Genomic DNA, 21,644 nt, shown 5'->3' on the forward strand with positions numbered 1-21,644 from the left:
TGACCCCTCTTCTATGGAAGAGGGGTCATTTGTTATCCTTCATAAGCTGTTGTTGTATTTCGCTGATTCGCTTTTTCAATAAGGTCGTCTATATCCAATTCAGTTGAAGCTTGTGTACTGGCTTTTAAGTTTCCTTCCATTAAGCGAAGGGCATAGTCATTATCCTCCTTAACGTTAGAGGCACAGCAATCAGATGGTATATAAAGATCGTATTCCCTCATATAAGCATCATTCGCAGTAAAGAGTACACAAATGTTTCCTGCAAAACCAGTTAGAATAAGTGTATTGACGTTCAAGAATTTGAGTAACGTTGAGAGTGGGGTTGAGAAAAAGCCAGAATGCTTCGGTTTCACAACAGTATAATCATCGTCTTCTGGCTCAAGGCGATCCACAAGATGTTGACCATTTGCTTCGGCTGCATAGTTGATGACCTTTTTGAAGTCAGATTGCCATAAGCCGTAATTATCATTAACATAGATAACAGGCATCCCTTTTGCTTTCGCTTCTTTTTTTAAAGATTGTATATTGTCTGCTGTTTTCTCTGTGTATCTAGCAAGAAGTTCAGCATCTTCGAAATCCATTGTATTGATCACATCAATTAATAAAAGAGCGGCAGAATTAGTTTGATGGCTATGTTCAATGTGTTTCTTACTCATATGAACTCCTCTCCTTTAAATGAATTGGAATAATATGTAGTTTACCCAAACGATTAATAGATAAAACGACTGTAAAGGATGGAAATGAATGCAGGACCAAATTGAAAAAGATGAGCAGTTTATGCGACTTGCTATGACGGAAGCACAGAAAGCTTCAATCATAGGTGAAGTACCCATAGGCGCAGTCATTGTAAAAGATAATGAAGTGATTGCCTCTGCATATAACCTTAGAGAAACGGAACAACGATCTGTAGCACATGCAGAGTTGCTTGCGATTGATGAAGCATGTCGTAAAGTGGGGTCTTGGCGCTTAACTGACTGCACGTTATACGTAACCCTTGAGCCTTGCGCTATGTGTAGTGGAGCGATTGTTCTTTCTAGAGTAGAGCGTGTGGTCTTTGGTGCCTACGATCCAAAGGGTGGATGTGCTGGGACATTAATGAATTTATTGGAGGATCCACGTTTTAATCATCAAGCAGCTGTAACGCCAGGTGTTTGTGAAGAGGAATGTGGAACCATGTTATCAGCTTTTTTTCGTGACTTAAGACGAAAACGAAAAGAAGAAAAGCAGCGATCGTCAATCATTGAAAATCAGAAAGAGACGTGATATAGTTTTTTTGTCAAAGAGACAACGTTAGATGGAGGCGTACCCAAGTCTGGCTGAAGGGGGCTGACTCGAAATCAGTTAGGACGTTCACGCGTCGCGGGGGTTCAAATCCTCTCGCCTCCGCCAGTTACATTTATCGGTGTAGTAGACCTGTTGCTAAATTGGTCGAAATACGATATACTTTATCTTGCACCATTCGAGTGCACAACAATGTTATCAAATTTGCCGTGCTAGGTGGGGAATTAGCGGTGCCCTGTACTCGCAATCCGCTACAGCGAGACTGAATCCCTTCCCGAGGTTTAGCTACTGCGGGGTCTGCCCTGAATAAGTGGTGTTGACATTCGGGTCCTGCGCAACAGAGTCCTATGAACCCTGTCAGGTCCGGAAGGAAGCAGCAGTAAGTAGGTACCCTCTGTGTGCCGCGGGAGTGCCCGGATCGAGCTAACTGATCAGGTAACGCCTGTGGTTGCTTTATCAAAGGAAGGTGCACGGTTTACTTAATTTAAATGCTCAAACTCACTCTTTTAATAGGGTGAGTTTTTTAGTATCGTTTTATCTGATTGTCTTTTGAATTAGAAGCGGTGAAACGGTATAATAGAAATGTATGAAGAGGTTAGGAGGAGAGTAGGCGAATGAGTTATCAAGCGCTATACCGCGTTTGGCGACCGCAAACGTTTGAAGATGTGGTTGGTCAAGGGCATGTAACAAGAACAATTCAAAACGCACTCATGCAGCAAAAAATCTCTCACGCCTATTTGTTTACAGGACCTCGAGGAACGGGAAAAACGAGTGCTGCGAAAATTATTGCGAAGGCCATTAACTGCGAGAAGGCACCTGTTGCTGAACCATGTAATGAATGTTCAGCATGTCTCGGGATTACGGATGGTTCGATTTCAGATGTTATCGAAATTGATGCTGCCTCTAACACAGGTGTTGATGACATCCGTGATATTCGCGATAAAGTAAAGTATGCGCCGAGTTCTGTTTCTTATAAGGTGTATATCATAGATGAGGTTCACATGCTTTCAACTGGAGCGTTCAATGCCCTTCTGAAAACGTTAGAAGAGCCACCAAAGCATGTAGTATTTATTCTTGCGACCACTGAGCCGCATAAAATCCCATTAACCATCATTTCCAGGTGTCAGCGTTTTGATATGAGAAGAATTACGGCGCAGGACATCGTTGGACGGTTACAAACAATTATTAAAGCGCAGGATATAGAGGTTGAAGAAGATGCGCTTTATCAAGTTGCTCGAGCAGCAGATGGTGGGATGCGAGATGCGTTAAGTATTCTTGATCAGGCAATCTCATATAGTGAGGCTGAAGTTGTATTAGATGATGTGCTTGCAGTAACAGGAAGCGTTTCCCAAAAAATGATCTCGAAAATTGCGATGGCTTTCTACAATAAAGATGTGGCAGAAGCTTTGAACGCAGTAGAAGAATTAATGGATCACGGGAAGGATGCTGCTCGTTTTCTAGAAGACTTAATTTATTACTACCGAGATTTACTGCTATATCAAACCGCGCCTCAGCTTGAAGAAGTAGTTGAACGGGTAAAAATCGACGAAACGTTTCAGCACTTGGGAGATCGTTCTCGGAAAGAATGGATTTATACTGTTATTGAGACATTGAATCGATCGCAGCAAGAAATGAAGTGGACGAACCATCCACGAATCTTTCTGGAATTAGCGCTTGTTCAAATCTGCCAGGAAGAGACGAGTAGTCAGCCTATACAAGGTGGAGAAGACCAAAATGAACTACTTGATCGTATTCAAAAGCTAGAAAATGAGTTGAAAACGCTCAAGGAACAAGGCGTTACGGTTAAGCAACAAGAAGAAGGTTCTGAACCAAAACAGAAGAAACAATTTAAACCTTCCAGACAGAAATCCGGCGTATCTCATGGTAGAATAAAAGAGATGCTGAAGAAAGCTACTAAGCAAGATTTAATGAAAGTAAAAAGCGTGTGGGGAGAAGTGATGGAGAACGTTCGTCAGGAAAAAGTCTCAGCACATGCATGGTTGAAAGATAGTGAGCCGGTGGCCGCTACAGACAACACCTTTCTTTTATCTTTTCAGTATGACATGCATTGCCAGATGGCAATGAAGGACAACATTCGTGGAACGCTTGAACAAGTATTAGCACGAACGCTTGGTAAACAGTTAGAAATGGTTGCAATTGTGGAACAAGAATGGAAGGAAATTCGCACAGAATTCTTGAAAACAAGAGATGAACCAGAACCTGATCAAAAAGGGGCTGAACCGGCGGAAGATCCATTGATCGCTGAAGCAAGACGTCTTGTCGGCGATGATTTATTAGATATTCAAACATAAAAATGAACAATAACTAAGGAGGAATTTTTTATGAAACGTGGCATGGGTGGCGGAGGAAACATGAATAACATGATGAAACAAATGCAAAAAATGCAAAAGGATATGGCGAAAGCTCAAGAAGAACTAAAGGATAAAATCGTTGAAGGTACAGCTGGCGGCGGTATGGTTCTAGTTAAAGCGAATGGTCATAAAGAAATCCTTGAAGTAATTGTAAAAGAAGAGGTCGTAGATCCAGATGATATCGACATGCTACAAGACCTTGTGCTTGCTGCAACGAATGATGCACTACGTAATGTAGATGAATTGGTAAACAAAGACATGGGCAAATTTACACAGGGTCTTAATATGCCAGGAATGTTTTAGGGGGTACGCAGGTGCATTATCCTGAACCAATATCAAAACTGATCGACAGTTTTATGAAATTGCCGGGAATCGGACCAAAAACGGCGGTCCGCCTGGCTTTTTTCGTTCTTGAAATGAATGATGATGATGTCCTTGATTTCGGAAAAGCGTTAGTTAATGCAAAGCGTCAGTTAACTTATTGTTCTGTGTGTAATCACATTACAGACACCGATCCTTGTCGTATTTGTTCAGATAGCCATCGCGATGAGACGATTATCTGTGTCGTTCAAGATGCTAAAGATGTTATTGCTATCGAAAAAATGAAAGACTACACAGGTTTATACCATGTTCTTCATGGTGCTATTTCTCCTGTTGAAGGTATTGGGCCTGAAGATATCAAGGTACCAGAGTTATTGAAACGTCTGCAGGATGATAAGGTAACAGAAATTATACTAGCGACGGACCCGACGATTGAAGGAGAAGCAACAGCGATGTATATTGCTCGCCTGGTTAAGCCTACAGGTATTCGTATTACTCGTATTGCTCATGGTCTCCCTGTTGGGGGCGATCTTGAGTATGCTGATGAAGTCACCCTTTCGAAAGCAATGGAAGGACGTCGTGAATTGTAGCATCAGGAGGGAAGCAAATGTTCTTCAAACGTAAAGGCTATTTGCGGAAAGACGCTGATGAGCGTTTGATTCAGACGCTATACGAATTAAAAGATGTATGGAACAATCAAAAAGAAATCGTAGAGCGCAGTGTTGAGCCTTCTGGAGCCGTTCTTGCGAAGCTTAAAGTGGATGAAGCAAAATACTTCTTTCTATTAAAAGAAGCAAAACGAAGAAAGATAAGAATGGGATAAACCTCCCGTTCTTTTTTATTTGGACAGACATATGCTTTAGTAATTCTGAAAAAAAGAGTGGAGGCCTATTATGGATCCTAAACTTATTATTGGCTTATTTGTCTTCAGTATTGTTTTGCTTCTTTTTGTGGGGGCACCACTGAAGCCGATGCGTTGGATTGGGCAGGGGTTAATCAAGTTAGCAATCGGTGCATTACTTCTATTCTTTCTCAATACATTCGGCACTCCATTTGACCTCCATGTTCCTATTAATCCCGGGACAGCAGTGATCACCGGTTTTCTAGGCGTTCCTGGCCTTATAGCTCTGGCTGCAATTGAACTGATTTTGATAGGTTGAATGAAAAGGACTCATGTAACTAAAAGAGTCCTTTTTTGTTTTTCTGAAATAACTTTTGAAAAAGGGGTTGCGTAACAGAGTTAACCCTGATATAGTTATATAAGTCGCCGCAACAACGCGGTTGACGCCGAAAAGAATTCCAAAAAAGTTATTGACGCTGACGGAGTTAATATGGTATATTAATAAAGTCGCTGAAAACGACATTGAAAGAAACAAATTGATCTTTGAAAACTGAACGAAACGCCATGTAAGTAGTTGTTTCTACGGAAACAAAACATTGTTTTAAAGCTAGATTAAGCTTTCTATCGGAGAGTTTGATCCTGGCTCAGGACGAACGCTGGCGGCGTGCCTAATACATGCAAGTCGAGCGAAGAGATGGGAGCTTGCTCCCTGATCTTAGCGGCGGACGGGTGAGTAACACGTGGGCAACCTGCCCTGCAGACTGGGATAACTCCGGGAAACCGGAGCTAATACCGGGTAATACATCGCACCGCATGGTGCAATGTTGAAAGTTGGCTTTCGAGCTAACACTGCAGGATGGGCCCGCGGCGCATTAGCTAGTTGGTAAGGTAATGGCTTACCAAGGCGACGATGCGTAGCCGACCTGAGAGGGTGATCGGCCACACTGGGACTGAGACACGGCCCAGACTCCTACGGGAGGCAGCAGTAGGGAATCTTCCGCAATGGACGAAAGTCTGACGGAGCAACGCCGCGTGAGTGACGAAGGCCTTCGGGTCGTAAAGCTCTGTTGTTAGGGAAGAACAAGTACCGTTCGAATAGGGCGGTACCTTGACGGTACCTAACCAGAAAGCCACGGCTAACTACGTGCCAGCAGCCGCGGTAATACGTAGGTGGCAAGCGTTGTCCGGAATTATTGGGCGTAAAGCGCGCGCAGGCGGTCTTTTAAGTCTGATGTGAAAGCCCACGGCTCAACCGTGGAGGGTCATTGGAAACTGGAGGACTTGAGTGCAGAAGAGGAGAGTGGAATTCCACGTGTAGCGGTGAAATGCGTAGATATGTGGAGGAACACCAGTGGCGAAGGCGGCTCTCTGGTCTGTAACTGACGCTGAGGCGCGAAAGCGTGGGGAGCAAACAGGATTAGATACCCTGGTAGTCCACGCCGTAAACGATGAGTGCTAGGTGTTGGGGGGTTCCACCCTCAGTGCTGAAGTTAACACATTAAGCACTCCGCCTGGGGAGTACGACCGCAAGGTTGAAACTCAAAGGAATTGACGGGGGCCCGCACAAGCAGTGGAGCATGTGGTTTAATTCGAAGCAACGCGAAGAACCTTACCAGGTCTTGACATCCTCTGACAATCCTGGAGACAGGACGTTCCCCTTCGGGGGACAGAGTGACAGGTGGTGCATGGTTGTCGTCAGCTCGTGTCGTGAGATGTTGGGTTAAGTCCCGCAACGAGCGCAACCCTTGATCTTAGTTGCCAGCATTTAGTTGGGCACTCTAAGGTGACTGCCGGTGACAAACCGGAGGAAGGTGGGGATGACGTCAAATCATCATGCCCCTTATGACCTGGGCTACACACGTGCTACAATGGACGGTACAAAGGGCAGCAACACCGCGAGGTGAAGCGAATCCCATAAAGCCGTTCTCAGTTCGGATTGCAGGCTGCAACTCGCCTGCATGAAGCCGGAATTGCTAGTAATCGCGGATCAGCATGCCGCGGTGAATACGTTCCCGGGCCTTGTACACACCGCCCGTCACACCACGAGAGTTTGTAACACCCGAAGTCGGTGGGGTAACCTTTATGGAGCCAGCCGCCGAAGGTGGGACAAATGATTGGGGTGAAGTCGTAACAAGGTAGCCGTATCGGAAGGTGCGGCTGGATCACCTCCTTTCTATGGAGAATTACGAAGGTAACTTACGTTACCAACCTTACATGAGCGTTTCGTTTAGTTTTGAAAGAATGATTTATTCTTTCAAAATAGGTGAAGTGATGAAGCTTAGGCGGATTCAAGTAGTAGCCTTGTTCCTTGAAAACTAGATAGCACAAACAACGACATCCAATAATTATTTTTATGCAATAACTTAGTAATAACTGATGCGTGATGGCTTACGCCACACAAATCGAAGGTTAAGCTACTAAGGGCGCACGGTGGATGCCTTGGCACTAGAAGCCTAAGAAGGACGGGACGAACACCGATATGCTTCGGGGAGCTGTAAGTACGCTTTGATCCGGAGATTTCCGAATGGGGGAACCCACCATCTTTAATAGGATGGTATCCATTTCTGAATACATAGGGAATGGAAGGCAGACCCGGGGAACTGAAACATCTCATTACCCGGAGGAAGAGAAAGCAAACGCGATTTCCTGAGTAGCGGCGAGCGAAACGGAATCAGCCCAAACCAGAGGGCTTGCCCTCTGGGGTTGTAGGACGTCTCTTTGGAGTTACAAAGGCACGGATAGACGAAGCGACCTGGAAAGGTCCATCAGAGAAGGTAACAATCCTGTAGTCAAAATCCGATGCCCTCCGAGACGGATCCTGAGTACGGCGGGACACGTGAAACCCCGTCGGAATCCGGGAGGACCATCTCCCAAGGCTAAATACTCTCTAGTGACCGATAGTGAACCAGTACCGTGAGGGAAAGGTGAAAAGCACCCCGGAAGGGGAGTGAAAAAGAACCTGAAACCGTGTGCCTACAACTAGTTGGAGCCCGTTAATGGGTGACAGCGTGCCTTTTGTAGAATGAACCGGCGAGTTACGATCCCGTGCAAGGTTAAGCTGAGAAGGCGGAGCCGCAGCGAAAGCGAGTCTGAATAGGGCGAAATAGTACGTGGTCGTAGACCCGAAACCAGGTGATCTACCCATGTCCAGGGTGAAGTTCAGGTAACACTGAATGGAGGCCCGAACCCACGCATGTTGAAAAATGCGGGGATGAGGTGTGGGTAGCGGTGAAATGCCAATCGAACCTGGAGATAGCTGGTTCTCTCCGAAATAGCTTTAGGGCTAGCCTCGCGGCAAGAATCTTGGAGGTAGAGCACTGATTGGACTAGGGGTCCTTACCGGATTACCGAATCCAGTCAAACTCCGAATGCCAACGATTTATCCGCGGGAGTCAGACTGCGAGTGATAAGATCCGTAGTCGAGAGGGAAACAGCCCAGACCACCAGCTAAGGTCCCAAAGTATACGTTAAGTGGAAAAGGATGTGGCGTTGCTTAGACAACCAGGATGTTGGCTTAGAAGCAGCCATCATTTAAAGAGTGCGTAATAGCTCACTGGTCGAGTGACGCTGCGCCGAAAATGTACCGGGGCTAAACGTATCACCGAAGCTGTGGATTGTCTTACGACAATGGTAGGAGAGCGTTCTAAGGGCTGTGAAGTCAGACCGAAAGGACTGGTGGAGCGCTTAGAAGTGAGAATGCCGGTATGAGTAGCGAAAGACAAGTGAGAATCTTGTCCGTCGAAAGCCCAAGGTTTCCTGAGGAAGGCTCGTCCGCTCAGGGTTAGTCGGGACCTAAGCCGAGGCCGAAAGGCGTAGGCGATGGATAACAGGTTGATATTCCTGTACCACCTCCTTTCCGTTTGAACGACGGGGGGACGCAGAAAGATAGGGAGAGCGCGCTGCTGGAAATGCGCGTCCAAGCGATTAGGCTGGTGAATAGGCAAATCCGTTCACCGTGAAGGCTGAGTCGTGATGGCGAGGGAAATTTAGTACCGAAGTCCTTGATTCTACGCTGCCAAGAAAAGCCTCTAGTGAGGAAAAAGGTGCCCGTACCGCAAACCGACACAGGTAGGCGAGGAGAGAATCCTAAGACGATCGGGAGAACTCTCGTTAAGGAACTCGGCAAAATGACCCCGTAACTTCGGGAGAAGGGGTGCTTCCTCGGGTTTATAGCCCAGGGGAGCCGCAGTGAAAAGATCCAAGCGACTGTTTAGCAAAAACACAGGTCTCTGCAAAGCCGTAAGGCGAAGTATAGGGGCTGACACCTGCCCGGTGCTGGAAGGTTAAGAGGAGGGGTTATCCCTTACGGGAGAAGCTCTGAATCGAAGCCCCAGTAAACGGCGGCCGTAACTATAACGGTCCTAAGGTAGCGAAATTCCTTGTCGGGTAAGTTCCGACCCGCACGAAAGGTGCAACGACTTGGATACTGTCTCAACGAGAGACCCGGTGAAATTATAGTACCTGTGAAGATGCAGGTTACCCGCGACAGGACGGAAAGACCCCATGGAGCTTTACTGTAGCCTGATATTGGATTTTGGTACAGCTTGTACAGGATAGGTAGGAGCCATAGAAGTCGGACCGCCAGGTTCGATGGAGGCGTCGGTGGGATACTACCCTGGCTGTACTGACATTCTAACCCAGCACCGTGATCCGGTGCGGAGACAGTGTCAGGTGGGCAGTTTGACTGGGGCGGTCGCCTCCTAAAGTGTAACGGAGGCGCCCAAAGGTTCCCTCAGAATGGTTGGAAATCATTCGCAGAGTGTAAAGGCACAAGGGAGCTTGACTGCGAGACCTACAAGTCGAGCAGGGACGAAAGTCGGGCTTAGTGATCCGGTGGTTCCGCATGGAAGGGCCATCGCTCAACGGATAAAAGCTACCCTGGGGATAACAGGCTTATCTCCCCCAAGAGTCCACATCGACGGGGAGGTTTGGCACCTCGATGTCGGCTCATCGCATCCTGGGGCTGAAGTAGGTCCCAAGGGTTGGGCTGTTCGCCCATTAAAGCGGTACGCGAGCTGGGTTCAGAACGTCGTGAGACAGTTCGGTCCCTATCCGTCGCGGGCGCAGGAAATTTGAGAGGAGCTGTCCTTAGTACGAGAGGACCGGGATGGACACACCGCTGGTGTACCAGTTGTTCCGCCAGGAGCATAGCTGGGTAGCTACGTGTGGAAGGGATAAGTGCTGAAAGCATCTAAGCATGAAGCCCCCCTCGAGATGAGATTTCCCACAGCATTAAGCTGGTAAGATCCCTTAGAGATGATGAGGTAGATAGGTTCGGGGTGGAAGCGTGGCAACACGTGGAGCTGACGAATACTAATCGATCGAGGGCTTAACCGATTAAATTGGAAAACGTTGCGAGTGCTATCTAGTTTTCAGGGAACACCTGAAATAAGGAAGTTCGATTAAGTGCCACCACGTCCTGTGGTGAACACCGAACGGCTAACATCCTGTTAGTCTAGTGATGATGGCGAAGAGGTCACACCCGTTCCCATGCCGAACACGGAAGTTAAGCTCTTCAGCGCCGATGGTAGTTGGGGGATCTCCCCCTGCAAGAGTAGGACGTCGCTGGGCAACATAAGAGAAGCGAGAGACCTGAGGGTTTCTCGCTTTTTTGTATGGTTTTTTACGTTTGCGGAATTATCATGGGAGGGAAAGCGCGGAAAAAATCCGATTTTCGCGGAAACATCTGAAATATAGCGGAATTAAATTCGTATCTTCTTATATCTTCTTATCCTACAAGGATAATATACCTATGAAATTTTCTTTCTTTTTTAAAATCACTGACACGGGATAAGTTACAGCCACATATCCATAGAAAGAAGAAAAAAATAGGCTGAAATGAAGTGAATCGGTATAGATCCACTATAATTGGGCAAAGCTTTTACCATGGAGGTGGGAAGATGGAGAAGACAATCAGGCATAGCTTAAGTGAGTGCTGTCTTGTTTGCGAAGAACACAGTTTAAAAGGTATTCATATTTGCGACCGATTTATTTGTTATGAGTGTGAGCGAAAGGTAATTCAAACAGATACCAGTCATGAAAACTATCAATTTTATCTTGAAAAACTACGAAAACTACGACTTAGTCGATTAGCATAAGCAGATAGCTGTTTTATAGGCTATCTGCTTTTTTACGTACGAATGTGAAGTAGCAGTAGGTAGGAAGAGACGATACAGATTTGCTTGCGCCTTTACTTCTCCGAAAGTCTAGATAATGATAGAATACTAGTATAAGCAATGAATCTTCGATAGATAGAAGTTGGTTTTATGAATAAAGCAGATCAAGCACCTTTATATGAAGCATTAACTATGTGGAAGGATCAGAATCCCCTCTCATTTCATGTACCAGGTCATAAAAACGGTACGGTTTTTTCAACTTATAGAAGTGCAGATAACTCATTTAAAGAAATATTGAATATAGATGCCACAGAACTTTCTGGACTAGATGATCTTCATCATGCAGACGGTCCAATTAAGATGGCAGAGCAGCTTACTGCTGATCTTTATGGAAGTATTGAAAGCCGCTTTTTGGTAGGGGGATCTTCAGCTGGTAACCTTGCGATGATCATGGCATTATGTTCTGAAGGGGACATTGTTCTTGTTCAGAAGAACTGTCACAAATCAGTACTAAATGGACTTCGCTTATCGAAAGCACATCCTATTTTTCTTAGTCCATCCATTGATGAGGAAAGTCAGGTTTCAACAGGTGTGTCAGTCGATCTCATCCATCGAGCGATCACAAAATATAAGAATATTAAAGCAATCGTACTGACAAACCCAAATTATTACGGAATGACGAAAGATCTAAAACCGATCATTTCTTATGCTCATCAGAAAGGAATTCCGGTTCTTGTTGATGAAGCACATGGTGCACATTTTGTAAAAGAAAGGTTTTTTCCTGAAAGTGCTTTGAAACAAGGAGCAGATGTTGTTGTTCAATCAGCACATAAAACACTCCCTGCCATGACGATGGGCTCATACTTACATATAGGTGATCCGAAATATAGGAATGCAATAAACGATTATTTACAAGTCTTTCAATCAAGCAGCCCTTCATACCCGATCATGGCTTCGCTCGATTTAGCAAGACACTATATTTCTTCACTTCCTGATAAACAACTTGGTCAAATTTTAGAAGAGATTCTTCAGTTTAAGCACCGGCTGAATAAGATTCCTGGTATAAACGTTATTGGAGATGTAAGTCATGCTTATAAGCAGATTGATCCAATAAAAATAACGGTCCAGTTATCTGGCACCTCAGGATATGATTTGGCAAAAAAGCTTGAGAATGAAGGTATATTTGTTGAGCTTAGTGACCCATTAAACATTTTGCTCATTTGTCCCATAGCATTTAATGGTGAGGCTTATGAGCGAACGTTACAGGCATTTGAAAGGATTGCAGTTCATAGGGATGAAGTCACATTTAGAATATCTATGAATCAGTTGAATCATGAAGAGATAACATTTCCTGCTTATTCTTTTGCGAAGTTGGAAACGATGAATACCAATACAGTTAGTATTAGAAACGCTGTTGGTTTAATTGCAGCGAAAGCCATTATCCCCTATCCCCCAGGAATACCTATCGTTCTGCCAGGGGAGCGCATAACTTTAGGTAAGATCCAACTAGTAGAAACAGTGTTGAATGGCGGAGGACACATACAGGGGATGAATGGTGATATGATTGAGATTGCAATAGAAGAGGAGTAGGGCATTGAAAGGATTATTTATAACATTTGAAGGACCGGATGGCGCAGGTAAGTCAACACAGGTTCAAAAACTAGCCGATTATTTAAACGAAAAAGGCATTCGTTTTATTCATACAAGAGAGCCAGGTGGTACAGCTATAAGCGATCAAATTAGATCTTTGATCCTTAATCCAGAACATGAAGAGATGGTGGATGAGACGGAAGTACTTCTTTATGCTTCATCCCGAGCTCAGCATGTGAGAGAAAAGATTCTTCCAGCATTAAATGAAGGATATCTTGTACTATGTGATCGCTTTGTTGATGCATCAGTGGCTTATCAGGGGGTTGGCCTTGGACTAGATGTAGAAACGATAAAGGTCATCAATGAATTTGCAACAGGAGGGCTAACACCTGATCGAAGCTATATGATTGATCTTCCTGTTTCTGTTGGTAAAGAAAGAATGGCAGCAAGAAATCAACTTGATCGTATTGAACAAAAAGGAACAGCTTATCATGAAAAGGTGAGAGAAGCTTTTCTGGAATTATATAAAAATAATAATGAACGGATTCATTTGATCGATGGTGAAAATGCTGTCGATGAGATTTTTTCGTCAATAAAAAAGGATTTTACAGTGTTGTGGGATAACTATTGTAGTAATAACTAATTGACGGGTGCATGCTTGCCGCCCGGGGAGGGATACACATGAAACTAGTAATGGCTGTCGTTCAGGATAAGGATAGCAATCGGTTATCCAATGCCCTGGTCGATCATAATTTCCAGGCGACAAAGCTTGCGACTACAGGTGGATTTTTACGTGCAGGAAATACGACATTTCTAGTAGGTACGGAAGATCATCGTGTACAAAAGCTTCTTGATATTATTAAAGACAATTGTCAGAGTAGAGAACAGATGGTGGCACCGGTCTCTCCGATGGGAGGAAATGCAGATTCTTATGTACCGTATCCTGTTGAAGTGTCAGTTGGAGGAGCAACGGTATTTGTTCTTCCAGTAGAGGCCTTCCATCATTTTTAATATGCACGGTAGGATGAGTGATAGCAATGACAGATTGGAATGAATTAAAAGACCGGCAACCCACGGTTGTTAGAATGGTCATAAATAGTTTCAAGAAAGAACGTCTTTCTCATGCGTATTTATTTGACGGTGGGGCAGGAACAGGCAAAAAAGATATTGCGGTTCATATGGCGAAAACGTATTTTTGTCAGGAAAGAACAGGAATCGATCCGTGTCAAAACTGCAGAGACTGTAAAAGGATTGATTCTGGAAATCATCCCGATCTTCATCTCCTAGAACCTGATGGACAATCGATTAAAATCGATCAAATTCGTAAGCTTCAGAAGGAATTCTCTTATCTTGGGGTAGAATCTCGAAAGAAAGTTTATATATTGAATCATTCAGATCGAATGACAACTCAAGCTGCTAATAGTTTACTTAAATTTCTTGAAGAGCCAGGACAAATGACGATGGCTATTCTCTTAACAGAGCAAAAGCAGCATATTCTATCCACGATTTATTCGAGGTGCCAGGTTATTACATTTCAACCCCTTTCAACAAATGGGGTTGAACAAGCCTTAGTGAATGACGGAGTAACACCACACCTTGCTAAATTAGCTGCTCAATTAACGAATGATCAGCGTGCAGCAAAGGAGTTGGCGCTTGATGAGTGGTTTGCACAGGCTAGAGCGATAGTGATACAATTGACTGAAGAGTTGAAGGAAAGACCTCATCAGGTTTTCCTAACGATCCATGACAAATGGCTAGCTCATTTTAAGGATAAAACGCAGCAGGATATGGGACTTAATCTTATGCTTTTTTGGTATAAGGATATAATGAAAATACAACTGCAGGATAATCGGATTGTCTATGCAGATCAGAAGGATAAGCTCGAACGTTATGCCCTTCAATTCGGGAGAAAGAAGATAAGTCAGCATATGATGGCGATACTTGATGCCAAAAGACGTCTGAGTGCAAACACAAACCCGCAGTTTGTGATGGAACAGCTAGTACTCAGGTTACGGGAGGGATAAGTTTGTGTATGAAGTAGTTGGCGTTCGCTTTAAGAAAGCGGGGAAGATCTATTACTTTGATCCGAGTAGCCTCCAGGTGTCCAACAAAGAATTTGTTATCGTGGAGACTGCAAGAGGGGTTGAATTTGGCAAAGTCGTATTAGCAAACAAGCAAGTTGATGAAGAGGATGTTGTACTTCCTCTTAAGAAAGTAATTCGCATAGCTGATGAAAAAGATCGCCTTGCGGTAGAAGATAATAAACACGCAGCTGAAGAAGCTTTTGAAGTGTGTGTTTCTAAAATTGAAGAGTACAAGCTTGATATGAAGCTTGTTGATGTTGAATATACATTTGATCGGAATAAGATCATCTTTTACTTTACAGCAGATGGAAGAGTAGATTTCCGCGAACTTGTGAAAGGGCTCGCATCCATCTTTAGAACAAGAATTGAACTTCGTCAGATTGGTGTAAGAGATGAAGCGAAGATGCTTGGTGGAATTGGACCATGTGGCCGAATGCTTTGTTGCTCAACATGGCTTGGCGATTTTGAACCTGTTTCGATTAAGATGGCTAAAGATCAAAATCTATCTTTAAATCCTGCTAAAATTTCTGGACTTTGCGGCAGGTTAATGTGCTGCTTGAAATATGAGAACGATGCATACGAATCCGGCAAAAAAGAGCTTCCAGACGTTGGGAAGACGATTCAAACCGGACAAGGTAAAGGAAAAGTTGTTGGGTTGAATATACTGGAACGTCTTGTTCAGGTCGAATTATTTGAACTCAACCGCGTGACAGAATATACGCTTGATGAATTGATACAAGACGGCGCAGTATCTACGCAAGCCACAGATTGATTGAGGTGGAACGGAAGTGGAGAAAAAAGAAGTTTTTTCACGTGTAAGCTCAATGGAAGAACAGATTGGTGACTTATACAAACAATTAGGCGAACTAAAAGAACATCTTGCAGGACTGCTGGAAGAAAATCACCATCTCGAAATTGAGAATCACCACTTGCGAGAGCGGTTAGAACAAACTTCCGAGCCGAAGAGTCATTCATCTGGCAAAAAGAAGCGCGGTAAACCAGAAGTTGGAGAAGGATATGATAATCTTGCGAGATTATATCAAGAAGGTTTTCATATTTGTAATCTCCATTACGGTAGCATCCGGACAGAGGGAGATTGTCTTTTTTGCTTGTCGTTCTTAAATAAAAAGTAGTGATTTGGTCTTTCCACATCTGGAAAGACCTTTTTTACAATTATATAACTTGTTCACTAAAGAATTAAAATAGATAGGAGAAAAGCATCATGCATTTATATGATGATGAACGGATTGATTACATCATTGAAAATGAATTAAGAATTATTCAAAGCCCAACGGTATTTTCTTTTTCTCTAGATGCCGTTCTACTTGCGCGATTTGCCTGGGTGCCGATAAAACGTGGTAAAATAATTGATCTTTGTACAGGTAATGGCATTATTCCACTTCTATTATCGAGAAGAAGTCAGGTTCCGATTGATGCGGTCGAAATTCAAGATCGGCTATATGACATGGGGACGAGAAGTGTGGATTTAAATGACCTTAATGATCAGCTTACCCTACATCATGGGGATATTCGGGACCTACCTGCTGGGTTATTAAAGGAATCTTATGATGCAGTAACATGCAACCCACCCTATTTTCAAAGTAAGCGAAATGAACAGCGTAATCTAAATGAACACCTTACCATCGCCCGACATGAAGTTATGTGTACTCTCGAAGATGTTATTCAATCTTGCAGTCGTTTAGCGAAACAGGGTGGGAAGGTATCACTGGTTCATCGTCCTGAGAGGTTACTTGATATTGTGACGCTAATGAGAAAATACCGTGTTGAACCTAAGAGAATGCAGCTCGTATATCCGAAAGCTGGTAAAGAAGCAAATACGCTATTAATAGAAGGAATTAAAGATGGGAAGCCTGATTTAAAAGTGTTGCCGCCGTTCATCGTTTATCAGAAAGATAATACGTATAGTGACGAGATGAGAAATGTTTATGAAGAACTATAGTCATTTTGTCTATATGCTCGAATGTCGAGATGGTAGTTATTATACAGGCTATACGACGGACTTATCTCATCGATTAGCTCAACATGAATGTGGAAAAGGTGCAAAATATACGAGGGGGAGAGGTCCACTACGCCTCGTTTATCAAGCGGAATATGAGACAAAAAGTGAAGCAATGCAAGAAGAATATCGGATCAAACAACTATCTCGTATTCAAAAAGAAAAGATAATAAAAGAAAAGAGGCAAGTTCATGTGGAGTCAGAAGAGTTACAAAGAGAGCGAGACAGGTAAACTTTATCTCGTACCTACCCCTATCGGAAACCTGAATGATATGACTTTCCGCGCTATTCAGACGTTAAAAGACGTAGATCTTATTGCTGCAGAAGATACAAGACAATCAAAAAAGCTAACGAATCATTTTGAGATTGAGACACGGTTGATTAGCTATCATGAACATAACAAGGAATCGAGTGGATATAAACTTCTGGAGCGATTAAGGGAAGGACAAAGTATTGCCCTTATTAGCGATGCTGGAATGCCCGCTATTTCAGATCCTGGTTATGAAATTGTGTCAGCATGTGTGGCAGAGGAAATCCCTGTTATTCCCTTACCAGGTGCGAATGCAGCAATTACTGCTCTTGTGGCATCAGGTTTGCCAACACAGCATTTCTATTATTATGGTTTTTTATCTAGACAAAAGAAAGAGCGGAAAATTGAATTACAACAGCTAAAAACAATTCCTTCACCAGTTCTATTCTATGAGGCTCCTCATCGCTTAAAAGAAATGATGAAAGCGGTTCTTGAAGTTCTGGGAAACAGAGAAATTATTATAGCAAGAGAATTAACGAAGAAATATGAAGAGTTTATTAGGGGATCAGTTGAAGAGGTGCTTCGCTGGTTTGAAGAAAATGAAATCCGTGGTGAATTTTGTGTGATCGTCGAAGGTGGCATAGCCGAAGAAGTGAATGAAGAGCTTTGGTGGGAAGATTTCACCTTACGAGATCATGTAGAACACTATATTAATGACGGAATGAAAAGTAAGGATGCGATCAAACAAGTGTCGATTGATCGCGAGCTACCAAAAAGAGAAGTGTATCAGGCCTATCATGTAGAATCTTAGAGTACAAAAAAAGCTCCTGCCTTTATTGGCAGGAGCTTTTCTATACGTTCATTATTTAGCAAGAGCTTTTTGGATTTCTTCCAATACTTGCTCCGCACCTTCGCGACTAAGGATTAGTTTGCCGTTACCGATGGCAAGATTGTCATCGGATACTTCACCAGTTACCTGGCAAGTCATGTTAGGCTTATACTTTTTTAGGATGATGCGCTCATCGTCAACGTAGATTTCAAGAGCGTCCTTTTCTGCAATACCAAGTGTACGGCGTAGTTCGATCGGAATAACAACACGGCCAAGCTCGTCAACTTTACGTACAATACCAGTAGATTTCATGTTTTATACTCCCCTATTCCCAATTTTTTATTAATTACGTCAGGATTCGACAAATTTCTCTATTTATGTTCTATATAATACCAGTGTTTCCCATAAGCGTCAATCCTTTTAATCGGGTAAATATTTCCTATAATAGGTTTGTTACGGGATTCGAAGTACTATATTATTACCAAAACCTGACTTCCTTAAATAAATGATTCGACAATTTTCTTGTAAATCCTTCGACATTAATTGTAAATTTGTGTAGGTTACGCGATTTAAGCTCCGCTTCCTTGCATTTCTTCCTTAAATTAGTTATATTTTGATGAAGAAGAATTGTACTTGAATGAACAAAATGACGTTACACAGCGATACGCAAACGCGGGCTGTAGTTGAGAGTTGCTAACGTTCTCGTCCTACATGGGGCGGGAGCTTTTTATCCAGTAGCCCCCACCTCTAAACGTGAGTCAATTTTGCGTTAAGGTGGGGGATTCACTGTTCTAAAGAACGAATTAAGCTTTTCACTTTATCACTGTTTTAATCAAGGAGGAAGCAACATGGGTGACAAGACGTTTTATATTACGACACCGATCTATTATCCTAGTGGAAAGCTCCACATAGGTCATGCCTACACAACTGTAGCAGGAGACGCTATGGCACGTTACAAGCGTTTAAGAGGTTTTGATGTTCAGTATTTAACAGGAACGGATGAACATGGGCAAAAGATCCAAAAGAAAGCACACGAGCAGGGGGTTACTCCTCAGAAGTATGTTGATGACATCGTTGCTGGCATTAAAGATTTGTGGGATAAGTTAGACATTAGTTACGATGATTTTATCCGTACAACCGAAAAGCGTCACGAGGAAATTGTCGAAACGATTTTTCAAAAGATGTATGAGAAGGGTGATATCTACCTTGACCAATATGAAGGTTGGTATTGCACACAATGTGAGTCCTTCTTTACTGAACGCCAGTTAGTCGATGGGAAATGTCCCGACTGTGGACGTGAGGTGGAGAAAGTAAAGGAAGAGTCCTACTTCTTTAAAATGGGCAAGTATTCCGATCGTCTATTGAAATTTTATGAAGACAATCCCGAGTTTATCCAGCCGGAATCTCGAAAAAATGAAATGATCAATAACTTTATCAAGCCTGGTCTTGAGGATCTTGCGGTATCAAGAACTTCTTTTGACTGGGGTGTTAAAGTTCCAGGAGATCCGAAACATGTCATTTATGTTTGGATCGATGCATTGTCCAATTACATCACCTCCCTTGGGTATGGCACTGAGAATGATGAGCTTTATAATAAGTTCTGGCCAGCGGATGTGCATCTTGTTGGGAAAGAAATCGTTCGTTTCCATACGATTTACTGGCCAATTATGCTGATGTCACTAGACCTGCCGTTACCAAAGAAAGTTTTTGCTCATGGTTGGTTGTTAATGAAAGATGGAAAAATGTCTAAATCCAAAGGTAATGTGGTTGACCCAGTTACCTTAATTGATCGCTATGGACTTGATGCTTTACGTTATTATTTATTGCGTGAAGTACCGTTCGGTTCAGATGGCGTCTTTACACCTGAGAGCTTTGTGGAGCGAATCAATCATGATTTGGCGAACGATCTCGGCAACCTGTTAAATCGAACAGTAGCGATGATCGCTAAGTACTTCGACGGTGAAGTACCTCTGTATGAAGGATCGGTCACAGATTTTGATGATACTCTTGTAGAGATGGTAGATTCAACAATTTCCAAAGTAGAGACCTCTCTTGAAAACATGGAGTTTTCAGTTGCCCTTGCTTCGATTTGGCAGCTCATTAGTCGAACGAACAAGTACATTGATGAAACAGAACCATGGATTCTTGCTAAAGAAGAAACTCATAAAGACAAGCTTGGTGCTGTAATGGTTCACCTCGCTGAATCATTGAGACAAGTGGGTATTCTATTGCAGCCTTTCCTTACGCAAACGCCTAAAAAGATCTGGTCACAGCTAGGTATTGAAGAAGGCGAGAAAACAAGCTGGGAATCATTAGGATTCAAAAAAGGATTCGGTGGTACAACGGTTCAAAAAGATGCTCCGCTTTTCCCAAGACTTGACCGTGAAGAAGAGGTTGCATATATAGTTGAACAAATGGGTGGCAATGTCGTTAAGGAAGCACCGCCAATTGAAAAACCAGATTTAGATGAGATTTCAATTGATGACTTTACAAAAGTTGATTTAAGAGTCGCCCAAGTACTTGAAGTAGAGCCGGTGAAAAAAGCCAATAAGTTATTGAAATTAAAATTAGATCTTGGTTATGAAACGAGACAAGTTGTTTCAGGAATTGCAAAACATTATAAACCAGAGGAACTCATCGGCAAAAAAGTTGTTTGTGTTTCCAATCTTAAGCCAGTAAAGCTTAGAGGAGAATTATCTGAAGGTATGATTCTAGCAGGTGAGCATGACGGCGAGCTGAAATTGTCGACTATTGCTGAAAGCTTGCCAAATGGAACACAAATCAAATAATGACTCATGACTCGGTCTTAAAATAGACCGGGTCTTTTTTACTTTCTAATTCACAATAAATCCCTGCCATTTACTTTGCTATTTGTGACTAAACTTCCATTTTGAGTTGCAAGATAAGTATATAAAAAAGAACCAAAACACCTTAATATACAGAATATTCTAACTTATTTTGTGAGCATTGTAAACAAAATGTAATTAAAATGAAACTGTTTAGACTTAGAAAATAACTAGGACATTTGGTACACTAGCATCGTACTAGAGCGGAGAAGGAGTTTTGACATGTTATTCGACACACACACGCATTTGAATGTTGAACAATTTTCCGAAGATCAAAAAGAAGTAATTGAGCGTGCCCAGACAGCGGGAGTAAGCAAGATGGTTGTTGTTGGTTTTGATCGTGAAACGATAACACATGCTATGGAACTTGTTGAACAGTATGATTTTCTTTATGCAGCCGTAGGTTGGCATCCTGTTGATGCGATTGATATGAAAGAAGAGGACCTTGAGTGGATTGAAGAACTTGCTGGTCATCCAAAAGTAGTAGCAATCGGTGAAATGGGACTTGATTATCATTGGGACAAATCACCTCATGACATACAAAAAGATGTTTTTCGTAAGCAAATTCAACTTGCGAAAAAAGTGAAATTACCGATCATCATACATAATCGTGAAGCGACGCGAGATGTCATTGATGTATTGAAAGAAGAAAATGCAGCTGAGGTAGGTGGCATCATGCACTGTTTCGCTGGAACTGTAGAAGAGGCTAATGAGTGCCTTGATATGAATTTCTACATTTCTCTAGGTGGACCAGTAACGTTTAAGAACGCTAAACTACCAAAAGAAGTAGCGAAAGAAATACCAATTGATCGTTTGCTAATTGAAACGGACTGTCCTTTTCTAGCACCACACCCAAACCGCGGGAAGCGAAATGAACCTTCATATGTGAAGCTCATCGCTGAACAAATTGCGGATTTGAAAGAAATGGATTATGAAGAATTAGCAAGAAGAACATCCGAAAATGCTATGACATTATTCGGTATTAGTCGCTAATAAAAAAGACCGTTGTCGTTGAAAAGAAATGATAGGATGCTTTTAAAAATAACTTCTCCCATCATACAAGATCAAAGTAGATGCCTTTTCTACTAAACTAGCAA

20 protein-coding genes, 1 tRNA gene, 3 rRNA genes and 1 other RNA gene are annotated in these 21,644 nt (G+C 42.9%); 23 read left to right on the top strand and 2 right to left on the bottom strand.

Going from position 1 to position 21,644, the window contains the following annotated elements; genetic code table 11:
• Nucleotides 1-32: 32 nt before the first annotated feature.
• Nucleotides 33-656 (bottom strand): cysteine hydrolase family protein, encoded by a 624-nt coding sequence (locus tag IQ283_RS23590; RefSeq protein WP_194222572.1) that lies wholly within the window; start codon nt 654-656, stop codon nt 33-35.
• Nucleotides 657-756: 100 nt separating this feature from the next.
• Here IQ283_RS23590 and tadA point away from each other — a divergent pair, with 100 nt between their 5' ends.
• The 21 genes from tadA (at nt 757) to rsmI (ending at nt 17,683) form a co-directional block, all read left to right on the top strand.
• Nucleotides 757-1,263, top strand: a complete 507-nt coding sequence (tadA, locus tag IQ283_RS23595) for a tRNA adenosine(34) deaminase TadA (protein ID WP_194222625.1) — start codon at nt 757-759, stop codon at nt 1,261-1,263.
• Between the two features lie 33 nt (nt 1,264-1,296).
• Nucleotides 1,297-1,389, top strand: a tRNA-Ser gene (locus IQ283_RS23600).
• Nucleotides 1,390-1,488: 99 nt separating this feature from the next.
• Nucleotides 1,489-1,755, top strand: an RNA gene (gene ffs, locus IQ283_RS23605) — signal recognition particle sRNA large type.
• A gap of 140 nt (nt 1,756-1,895) precedes the next feature.
• Nucleotides 1,896-3,593 (top strand): DNA polymerase III subunit gamma/tau, encoded by a 1,698-nt coding sequence (gene dnaX / locus IQ283_RS23610; RefSeq protein ID WP_194222573.1) that lies wholly within the window; start codon nt 1,896-1,898, stop codon nt 3,591-3,593.
• Nucleotides 3,594-3,635: 42 nt separating this feature from the next.
• The gene (locus IQ283_RS23615; RefSeq protein ID WP_370314437.1) at nt 3,636-3,956 is read left to right on the top strand and encodes a YbaB/EbfC family nucleoid-associated protein; all 321 of its coding nucleotides are present in this window, start codon (nt 3,636-3,638) and stop codon (nt 3,954-3,956) included.
• Nucleotides 3,957-3,967: 11 nt separating this feature from the next.
• Nucleotides 3,968-4,564, top strand: a complete 597-nt coding sequence (gene recR, locus IQ283_RS23620) for a recombination mediator RecR (protein WP_194222575.1) — start codon at nt 3,968-3,970, stop codon at nt 4,562-4,564.
• 17 nt (nt 4,565-4,581) lie between these two features.
• A complete protein-coding gene (locus IQ283_RS23625) occupies nt 4,582-4,797 on the top strand; it encodes a YaaL family protein (protein ID WP_194222576.1) in 216 nt (71 codons plus the stop codon).
• A gap of 70 nt (nt 4,798-4,867) precedes the next feature.
• Nucleotides 4,868-5,134: a pro-sigmaK processing inhibitor BofA family protein gene (locus IQ283_RS23630; protein ID WP_194222577.1), complete on the top strand. Its 267-nt coding sequence runs from the start codon at nt 4,868-4,870 to the stop codon at nt 5,132-5,134.
• 302 nt (nt 5,135-5,436) lie between these two features.
• A 16S ribosomal RNA gene (locus tag IQ283_RS23635) occupies nt 5,437-6,988 on the top strand.
• Nucleotides 6,989-7,222: 234 nt separating this feature from the next.
• Nucleotides 7,223-10,152: ribosomal RNA gene (locus IQ283_RS23645) — 23S ribosomal RNA — on the top strand.
• Nucleotides 10,153-10,269: 117 nt separating this feature from the next.
• Nucleotides 10,270-10,386: ribosomal RNA gene (gene rrf, locus IQ283_RS23650) — 5S ribosomal RNA — on the top strand.
• Together the 16S, 23S and 5S rRNA genes form the textbook arrangement of a ribosomal RNA operon.
• Nucleotides 10,387-10,715: 329 nt before the next feature.
• Nucleotides 10,716-10,913: a sigma factor G inhibitor Gin gene (locus tag IQ283_RS23655; protein WP_194222578.1), complete on the top strand. Its 198-nt coding sequence runs from the start codon at nt 10,716-10,718 to the stop codon at nt 10,911-10,913.
• Nucleotides 10,914-11,081: 168 nt separating this feature from the next.
• Entirely contained in the window at nt 11,082-12,521 is a 1,440-nt protein-coding gene (locus tag IQ283_RS23660) for an aminotransferase class I/II-fold pyridoxal phosphate-dependent enzyme (protein WP_194222579.1), read from the top strand.
• Nucleotides 12,522-12,525: 4 nt separating this feature from the next.
• Nucleotides 12,526-13,164: a dTMP kinase gene (tmk, locus tag IQ283_RS23665; protein ID WP_194222580.1), complete on the top strand. Its 639-nt coding sequence runs from the start codon at nt 12,526-12,528 to the stop codon at nt 13,162-13,164.
• Nucleotides 13,165-13,202: 38 nt separating this feature from the next.
• On the top strand, nt 13,203-13,532 hold the full coding sequence (locus IQ283_RS23670) for a cyclic-di-AMP receptor (RefSeq protein WP_048313368.1): 330 nt from the start codon (nt 13,203-13,205) through the stop codon (nt 13,530-13,532).
• A gap of 26 nt (nt 13,533-13,558) precedes the next feature.
• The gene (holB, locus tag IQ283_RS23675) at nt 13,559-14,545 is read left to right on the top strand and encodes a DNA polymerase III subunit delta' (RefSeq protein WP_194222581.1); all 987 of its coding nucleotides are present in this window, start codon (nt 13,559-13,561) and stop codon (nt 14,543-14,545) included.
• 4 nt (nt 14,546-14,549) lie between these two features.
• A complete protein-coding gene (locus tag IQ283_RS23680; RefSeq protein ID WP_194222582.1) occupies nt 14,550-15,377 on the top strand; it encodes a PSP1 domain-containing protein in 828 nt (275 codons plus the stop codon).
• Nucleotides 15,378-15,393: 16 nt separating this feature from the next.
• Nucleotides 15,394-15,738: a DNA replication initiation control protein YabA gene (gene yabA / locus IQ283_RS23685; RefSeq protein ID WP_098445898.1), complete on the top strand. Its 345-nt coding sequence runs from the start codon at nt 15,394-15,396 to the stop codon at nt 15,736-15,738.
• An 89-nt stretch (nt 15,739-15,827) separates the two neighbouring features.
• Nucleotides 15,828-16,565 carry a tRNA1(Val) (adenine(37)-N6)-methyltransferase gene (locus IQ283_RS23690; RefSeq protein WP_194222583.1) on the top strand — a complete coding sequence of 246 codons (738 nt, stop codon included), beginning with the start codon at nt 15,828-15,830 and terminating at the stop codon, nt 16,563-16,565.
• A complete protein-coding gene (locus tag IQ283_RS23695; protein ID WP_194222584.1) occupies nt 16,552-16,854 on the top strand; it encodes a GIY-YIG nuclease family protein in 303 nt (100 codons plus the stop codon). Before IQ283_RS23690 ends, IQ283_RS23695 begins: the two co-directional genes overlap by 14 nt.
• Nucleotides 16,814-17,683 (top strand): 16S rRNA (cytidine(1402)-2'-O)-methyltransferase, encoded by an 870-nt coding sequence (rsmI, locus tag IQ283_RS23700; RefSeq protein WP_194222585.1) that lies wholly within the window; start codon nt 16,814-16,816, stop codon nt 17,681-17,683. The genes IQ283_RS23695 and rsmI overlap by 41 nt, the downstream gene beginning before the upstream one ends.
• 51 nt (nt 17,684-17,734) lie before the next feature.
• Here rsmI and IQ283_RS23705 read toward each other — a convergent pair whose 3' ends face one another.
• Nucleotides 17,735-18,013: an AbrB/MazE/SpoVT family DNA-binding domain-containing protein gene (locus tag IQ283_RS23705; protein WP_136948810.1), complete on the bottom strand. Its 279-nt coding sequence runs from the start codon at nt 18,011-18,013 to the stop codon at nt 17,735-17,737.
• Between the two features lie 536 nt (nt 18,014-18,549).
• Between IQ283_RS23705 and metG the strand changes: the two genes are divergently transcribed.
• Both metG and IQ283_RS23715 read left to right on the top strand, forming a co-directional pair.
• Nucleotides 18,550-20,490 carry a methionine--tRNA ligase gene (gene metG, locus IQ283_RS23710; protein WP_194222586.1) on the top strand — a complete coding sequence of 647 codons (1,941 nt, stop codon included), beginning with the start codon at nt 18,550-18,552 and terminating at the stop codon, nt 20,488-20,490.
• A gap of 279 nt (nt 20,491-20,769) precedes the next feature.
• A complete protein-coding gene (locus tag IQ283_RS23715; protein WP_194222587.1) occupies nt 20,770-21,540 on the top strand; it encodes a TatD family hydrolase in 771 nt (256 codons plus the stop codon).
• Nucleotides 21,541-21,644 lie beyond the last annotated feature (104 nt).

Origin of the sequence: Pseudalkalibacillus hwajinpoensis, assembly GCF_015234585.1 — a bacterium.
Classification (GTDB): Bacteria; Bacillota; Bacilli; order Bacillales; family Guptibacillaceae; genus Guptibacillus; species Guptibacillus hwajinpoensis_B.

What these genes read in the sequence shown, in the direction of transcription:
- IQ283_RS23590 (WP_194222572.1), bottom strand. Translation starts at nt 656, where the DNA reads ATGAGTAAGAAACACATTGAACATAGCCATCAAACTAATTCTGCCGCT.
- dnaX (WP_194222573.1), top strand. Translation starts at nt 1,896, where the DNA reads ATGAGTTATCAAGCGCTATACCGCGTTTGGCGACCGCAAACGTTTGAA.
- IQ283_RS23615 (WP_370314437.1), top strand. Translation starts at nt 3,636, where the DNA reads ATGGGTGGCGGAGGAAACATGAATAACATGATGAAACAAATGCAAAAA.
- IQ283_RS23625 (WP_194222576.1), top strand. Translation starts at nt 4,582, where the DNA reads ATGTTCTTCAAACGTAAAGGCTATTTGCGGAAAGACGCTGATGAGCGT.
- IQ283_RS23630 (WP_194222577.1), top strand. Translation starts at nt 4,868, where the DNA reads ATGGATCCTAAACTTATTATTGGCTTATTTGTCTTCAGTATTGTTTTG.
- IQ283_RS23655 (WP_194222578.1), top strand. Translation starts at nt 10,716, where the DNA reads ATGGAGAAGACAATCAGGCATAGCTTAAGTGAGTGCTGTCTTGTTTGC.
- IQ283_RS23660 (WP_194222579.1), top strand. Translation starts at nt 11,082, where the DNA reads ATGAATAAAGCAGATCAAGCACCTTTATATGAAGCATTAACTATGTGG.
- IQ283_RS23670 (WP_048313368.1), top strand. Translation starts at nt 13,203, where the DNA reads ATGAAACTAGTAATGGCTGTCGTTCAGGATAAGGATAGCAATCGGTTA.
- holB (WP_194222581.1), top strand. Translation starts at nt 13,559, where the DNA reads ATGACAGATTGGAATGAATTAAAAGACCGGCAACCCACGGTTGTTAGA.
- IQ283_RS23690 (WP_194222583.1), top strand. Translation starts at nt 15,828, where the DNA reads ATGCATTTATATGATGATGAACGGATTGATTACATCATTGAAAATGAA.
- IQ283_RS23695 (WP_194222584.1), top strand. Translation starts at nt 16,552, where the DNA reads ATGAAGAACTATAGTCATTTTGTCTATATGCTCGAATGTCGAGATGGT.
- rsmI (WP_194222585.1), top strand. Translation starts at nt 16,814, where the DNA reads ATGTGGAGTCAGAAGAGTTACAAAGAGAGCGAGACAGGTAAACTTTAT.
- IQ283_RS23705 (WP_136948810.1), bottom strand. Translation starts at nt 18,013, where the DNA reads ATGAAATCTACTGGTATTGTACGTAAAGTTGACGAGCTTGGCCGTGTT.
- metG (WP_194222586.1), top strand. Translation starts at nt 18,550, where the DNA reads ATGGGTGACAAGACGTTTTATATTACGACACCGATCTATTATCCTAGT.
- IQ283_RS23715 (WP_194222587.1), top strand. Translation starts at nt 20,770, where the DNA reads ATGTTATTCGACACACACACGCATTTGAATGTTGAACAATTTTCCGAA.